The 6,072-nt window shown below is 66.6% G+C and carries 5 protein-coding genes and 1 riboswitch; of the genes, 3 read left to right on the top strand and 2 right to left on the bottom strand.

Annotated elements, in window-relative coordinates; all coding sequences use genetic code 11:
• On the top strand, positions 1 to 1,218 hold a 1,218-nt coding region (locus tag AC1DHD_RS13265), incomplete at its 5' end, for an ABC1 kinase family protein (protein WP_476880160.1).
• A 33-nt stretch (positions 1,219 to 1,251) separates the two neighbouring features.
• On the opposite strand, the gene AC1DHD_RS13260 is transcribed toward AC1DHD_RS13265, so the two are convergent.
• Complete coding sequence (locus AC1DHD_RS13260; RefSeq protein WP_476880159.1) at positions 1,252 to 1,911, bottom strand: dihydrofolate reductase family protein; 660 nt, start codon at positions 1,909 to 1,911, stop codon at positions 1,252 to 1,254.
• Between the two features lie 112 nt (positions 1,912 to 2,023).
• Positions 2,024 to 2,776: a lytic transglycosylase domain-containing protein gene (locus tag AC1DHD_RS13255; protein ID WP_476880158.1), complete on the bottom strand. Its 753-nt coding sequence runs from the start codon at positions 2,774 to 2,776 to the stop codon at positions 2,024 to 2,026.
• Between the two features lie 166 nt (positions 2,777 to 2,942).
• Positions 2,943 to 3,017, top strand: a riboswitch (cyclic di-GMP riboswitch).
• Between the two features lie 183 nt (positions 3,018 to 3,200).
• On the opposite strand from AC1DHD_RS13255, the gene AC1DHD_RS13250 reads away from it, so the two are divergent.
• Together AC1DHD_RS13250 and AC1DHD_RS13245 are read left to right on the top strand one after the other, a co-directional pair.
• Positions 3,201 to 5,408, top strand: coding sequence for a diguanylate cyclase domain-containing protein (locus AC1DHD_RS13250; protein WP_476880157.1), 2,208 nt, complete (start codon positions 3,201 to 3,203; stop codon positions 5,406 to 5,408).
• On the top strand, positions 5,315 to 6,072 hold a 758-nt coding region (locus AC1DHD_RS13245; RefSeq protein ID WP_476880161.1), incomplete at its 3' end, for a putative bifunctional diguanylate cyclase/phosphodiesterase. The genes AC1DHD_RS13250 and AC1DHD_RS13245, both read left to right, overlap by 94 nt.

The raw sequence follows: 6,072 nt of genomic DNA, 5'->3' as shown, positions 1-6,072 counted from the left end.
GTCCTGAAGGTGCAGCGTCCCGGCATTGATGCGATCGTCGACGTCGACCTCGCAGCCCTGCGCAAGGTAGGGGGCTGGCTCAGCCGCATCCGGCTGGTGTCACGGCGGGCGGACATGCCCGCCCTGGTGGAGGAATTCGCGCAAACCAGCCTCGAGGAAATCGATTACCTGCATGAAGCCGCGAATGCCGAACGCTTTGCGGCCGAGTTTACCGACGACCACAGGGTGGACGTTCCCGCCGTGGCCTGGGAGTGGACCACACGCCGTGTGCTCACCCTGGAGAACGTCACCGCCATCAAGATCACGGACGCCCAGGCCCTTCGTGCGGCGGGCATCGATCCCGCGGAGGTCGCTCCGGTGTTCGCGTCGGTCATGTTCGAGCAGCTCTTCACCAACGGCTTTTTCCATGCCGATCCCCACCCCGGCAACATCTTCGTCACGCCGGCATCCGATCCGGCGGCAGGGCGTCCCTGGAAGCTGACGTTCATCGACTTCGGCATGATGGGCGAGGTCCCGCCCGGCACCCGCAGCGGACTGCGGAAGCTGCTGATCGCCGCCGCCTCGCGTGACGGCCAGGGACTCGTGGCGGCGATCAGCGACATCGGCGTGCTGGTCCCCTCCGCCAACAGGGCCGAACTCGAGCGGGCCATGACGCACCTCTTCGCACGCTTTGGCGGGATGGGCTTCGCCGAACTTCGCGAGGTGGACCAACGCGAGTTCCTGGAATTCGCGGTGGAGTTCGGTGACCTCATACGCTCCCTGCCATTCCAGTTGCCCGAGAATTTCCTGCTCATCATCAGGGCCATGTCCCTGACCTCGGGCGTGTGCAGTGCATTGGATGCACGGTTCAATCTGTGGGACGCGGTGGAACCGTTTGCTGGCCAGCTGCTGCGCGACGAGCGCGGCAATATCGTGCAGGATGTGGCCCAGCAGGCGCTCGACGTCGCGGGGGCAGCCCTGCGTCTGCCGAAACGCCTCGACGGGCTCATCACCCGCTTCGAAGACGGGTCAGTTTCAGTCTCCAATCCGCGGCTGGAGCGTCAGATGGCGCGGCTGGACCGGGCTGTGCAGCGGGCGGGATCGGCGGCGGTTTTCGGCGCGCTGCTGGTGGCGGGCTCGATCGTTCTCGCCGACGACGGTGTGCTCGGCCGGGTGCTGATGATCGCCTCAGTCGTTCCGCTGCTGCACGGGCTGTGGGCCGGGCGCCGCAGACTCTGACGTCACGCCGTCGACGGCGACGGCGGGCCCTGCCTACTTGGCGGGCCGTCGGGTGAAGATCAGGTGGACCACGCCCTGCGGGGACGCGGTGGCTTCGATGTCAAAGCGCTGTTCGAGTTCTTCGAGGCCGTCCCAGAGCCGTTCCCCCCGGCCGAGGACGATCGGCACAAGAACGACGTGCATGTGGTCGATCAGGTCAGCCTCAAGGAACTGCCGGATCGTGCTGACGCCGCCGCCGATCCGGATGTCGAGGTCGCCGGCCAGGGCGCGGGCCTGCTCGAGCGCGGAAACGGGGTCGGCGTCGACGAAATGGAACGTTGTCCCGCCTTCCATTTCGAGGACCGGCCGGGGGTGGTGGGTCAGCACCACCACGGGCGTGTGGAAGACCGGGTTATCGCCCCACCAGCCCTTCCATTCCTCGTCGGCCCACGGCCCGCGCTGGGGACCGAATTTGTTCCGCCCCATGATCTCCGCGCCGATCCCGGGACCCCATGCGCTGGCGAACGCCTCATCGACACCCTGGGATCCCTCGCCTTCCCCGGGGAGCCCCATCTGCCGGAAGGTGCGCGTCTCGAAGGCCCATTTCATCAGGCGCGAACCCGCGTGGCCGAAGGGTGYCTCGAGCTGCTGGCCCTCGCCGGTGCCGAAGCCGTCGAGGGAAACCGAGAAATTGTGCACGCGGACGAGGGACATGGCATCTCCTGAAGATTGGCGGGTCGCCCTCACCTTATGGTGATCCTGCACCGCGGCTCAAGACCCGACGGAGGATGAACTTCCCGAGGCCCGTTGCGCCACGGTTCCGGGCCTAGCCTGCGGTACCCGCCTTGGCGGCGTAGGCGGTCGCTTCGGCCCGCACCTGGCGAATGTAGGCGCCGGACTGGTTATACGAATAGATGGCGTCGGTCCACCCCTGGTCTGTGCTGAGGTCACGGCCGTGGTCGCAGAGATAGGTGGCTGCGCTGAGGGCGGCGTCATCGATGTTGAACGGGTCCGCTTTCCCGTCCCCGTTTCCGTCCCGGCCTACAAGCCGCCAGGTGGTGGGGATGAACTGCATGGGCCCGACGGCGTGGTCCCAGCGCGCGTCGCCATCGAGGGCGCCTCCGTCCGTATCGGCGATGGCGGCAAACCCGTCGCCGTCAAGACTCGGGCCCACAATCGGGCCGCTCGCATGCCCGGCGGCGGTAAGGCTGCCTCCGCCGTAGGTTCCGTGCGCCGATTCAACGAAGCCGACGGCGGCCACAGTGTTCCAGCCGATGCCGCAGCCCGGAGTGGAGCTGTTAGCTGCGGACGCTGCCGCAACATAGGCCCGGAGGGCCCGGGCAGGGATCCCGGTCCCGGCCGCGGCGCGGCTCAGCCACACGGCGTCGGGATTCCGGGTCACGTTAACCGCGGAACTGATCCCGCCGGTCAGCGCTTCAAGCTTGGCCTCCGCCCGGGGCGGTGCCGAGAAAGCGGTGCGGGCGTCAACACCGGGTTGCCGGATGGCCCAGAAGGAGAATGCGGTGATGACGCCGAGGGCGAAGAGGCCGAAGACCAGCAGGCGTTTGAGGTGGAGCACTGACTAATCAAACCACCTCCGGCCGGGGGCTCTTCCGCCCGGAGCGTCTCAGGGGGTGGTGGGTGGGAATTCCGGTCAGGAAACGGCATGGATTCCGCCTCCGTGTCCTTTTTGACGCGGATTCTTGGAAGTTCTTGCTAATATCACCATCGATTGGGCATCCGCTCGTCGAAAAGGGCAAACCCGGTGCGAGCCGGGGACGCAAAGCCACGGGACCCTCGCGGTCAGCCGGGCTACCGAACARCAAAGGTCAATGGCATGCTCCCTCTGCCCACGTTTAGGCCCCTCCCAGCCMTGCGCGGCCTGGCCGTTGCATCCTACTGCGGCGCCCGCCAGCAGTAAACGTCCCGTTCAGCCAGACGCGTGCGGCTATGACATATCTGCAGCCACGGGCCGAAGACGAGTTTTGGGGGAATTGATGAGTATGACCGGCAATCTGGTACCCGGATCGTCCACGGGTATCACTCGCGTTTTATTGCGGGTTGTTGAAGAGGAGGCCGGTGCGGCTGGTGTCGACCGGATTCTGCACCGGGCCGGACTGAGCGACCGGAGGGACGTGCTCGAAAGTGCTGTGGGGAGAATTTCCTACACGGAAAAGCTGCGGCTCTTCGAAGCGGCCGCCGACGAACTGGCCAACCCCAGGATCGGGCTGCGGCTCGGTGCAACCTACTTTCAGGATCCGGGAATGGAGCGGTGGCGGCACCTGGGCCGTGAATATGGCTCGCCGGCAGTCGCGTTCCGCAGCGTCTCCCCCTTCTCGACGCGGGTTGATTCCGCGACGTTGCTCACGTGCGAACGGTCCGACGACGGCTCGGCGTCAATCAGCTGGAAAGTGCTGCCGCCTTACCAGCCCAACCGGGTCGACTGCGACAGCCAGATCGGCTTCCTCGCCCAGGTACCGGTCCTGTTCGGGTTGGCTCCCGCGCGGGTGGAGCACGGAAAGGGCTGTCAGGCGGACGGCGCAACCGAGTGCCGCTACGACATCAAGTGGGCCGTGTCCCCGCTCCAGCGCCTCAGGTCCCTGCTGCAAAAACCCGCCCGGAGTGAACCACCCGCCGACCACCGCTCGAAGACCGAACACAGGCTGAGGACTCTAGAAGGGGCCGCATCGGACCTCGCGAACAGCGAGTCCCTGGAAGACATTCTTGACCGCATCCTGGACCGAACCGACAGCGCGGTGCACGCACCGGGCCACCTGCTGGCCGTCCGAACACCCGCAGGGGGCCGGCATGTCCGGACGCGTGGATTGGGAGACGTGTTGGCAGCGGCACTGGACGGGACCGGGATCTCGCTTTCCCGCGACTCACCCGCCCTCGACGGGCTGCCTGTGGTGAGTGTTCCAGTCGAGTCCGGAAAGCATTCTTACGGAATCCTGGCCGCCGTGGCGCACAGCGGGCAACAATTCTTTCCCGGTGACACCGAGGCCCTGGCGGCCTACGCACGACACGCCGCCGTCAGCCTCGACATCGCCGGTGTTGTCGCGGAGGCCCGGGAACACGGCGAAACGGCGCGCCTATTGTTGGATGTTTCGAATTCTCTGGCCGAACACTCCACGGTGCCGTCTTTGGCCAATTCCATCGCCGACGCCGTGCCGGCCCTGTCGGGTGCCGACCGGTCGGCGATCGCACTGTGGGATCCCGAGACGGGCCGCGTACGCATAGCAGGCATGAGCGGCTGGCACGGCGGGCTCGCGGACCGGCTGGCCGCATATATCGTCGCCGCCCAGGATAGCCCGGAGCTGACGGAGCTGGTCGCCACGTGCGCACCGATGCTGGTGACCAAGGCCGGGTCGGACTGGGCGCGGGGCATGCTGGAAGAGTTCAACATTTCGGCTCTGGCCGCGGCCCCCATTATGGCCGGGAACCAGCTCGCAGGGATCGTACTGGCGCACTGGGTGGGGCCGGGCCCTGCGAGCCTGGAGGGCTCCGTCAGCGAACGCCTGGGCGGGCTGGCAGCTTTGGCTGCCATCTCGCTGGAAAAGATCCGGCTTCTTGAGGATGCCCGCCGACAGGCCCTGCATGATCCGTTAACCGGTTTGCCCAACAGGGCCCTCCTGGAGGACCGGCTGGAGGCTGCCCTCGCCAGTGCCGCCCGCACGGGAAGCCAGGTGGGCCTTCTCTTCTGCGACGTCAACCGGTTCAAGAGGATCAACGACGGCCTCGGCCACAGCGCCGGCGACACTGTACTCCGGCATATCGCTGCCCAACTGGTGGGCACCGTTCGTGACGGAGCTACCGTGGCCCGGTACAGCGGGGATGAGTTCGTCGTCCTGGTACCCGAGATCGACACGTTGTCGGACCTCGACCGGATTGCCGACGAGATCCGGTCGAGCCTGGCCCACCCGGTTGAGATCGACGGCAGGAAGGTCTTCCTCGACGTCGCCATTGGATGCACGGTGGGCGGCGCCTCCCCTGGCGGTGACCCTGGCTCGCACGCTGAATCGGGCCGGCGTCTGGTCGCGAAAGCGGACTTTGAGATGTACGGGCGAAAGCACGGGCGCGTGGCCACACTCCGCCCAAGGTTCAGCGCCAGGACTACCTGCGGCTCGAGAGCGATCTGCGGGGCGCAGCCGCCCGCGGTGAGCTGCGCGTTCATTTCCAGCCGCAAATTGACACGATCACTAAAGCCGTAGTCGCCGCGGAAGCGCTCGTCCGGTGGGAACACCCCGACCTCGGCTGGCTGGCACCGGGCGAGTTCATTCCGCTGGCCGAAGACAGCAACCTGATCGCCGAGGTCGGCGCCCATGTGCTCTCTGAGGCCTGCCGGACGGGCGCCAGCTGGCAGGCAGCCGGCCACACAATCGATATAGCCGTGAACGTGTCCTCGGCCCAACTCAGCGACGCCGGCTTCCCCGCCCTCGTCCGGGAAACCTTGGCACAAACCGGGTTCACTGCCGCCGCCCTCACCTTGGAGGTCACCGAGTCCCAAGCTATGACCGACTCCCCCGTGAACGACCGCAACCTTCGGGAACTTCGCGAACTCGGCGTGGGAATTTCCATCGACGATTTCGGGACGGGCTTTTCTTCCTTGGCCCAGCTCCACAGGTTGCCGGTCACAGAGGTCAAGATCGACCGGTCGTTCGTCACCCGGCTCGGCGAAGACGGTTCTGACGCCTTCGTCGCCGGAATCCTCGGACTCGCCAGGGGCCTTGGCCTGCTGGTCGTCGCGGAGGGGGTCGAGACGGCTGATCAGCTCTCCGCCCTGACCCGCATGGGCTGCGACCGGGCCCAGGGCTACCTTCTCGGCAAACCCATGGAGGCCCGGGACCTGGAAAAACACCTTGGACGGACGTGTCC

It is taken from the genome of Arthrobacter sp. 05L45_2 (assembly GCF_056397525.1).
Note: the sequence above shows the minus strand (reverse complement) of the source record. Positions and strands in the feature narration are given on the sequence as shown.

What these genes read in the sequence shown, in the direction of transcription:
- AC1DHD_RS13250 (WP_476880157.1), top strand. Translation starts at nt 3,201, where the DNA reads ATGACCGGCAATCTGGTACCCGGATCGTCCACGGGTATCACTCGCGTT.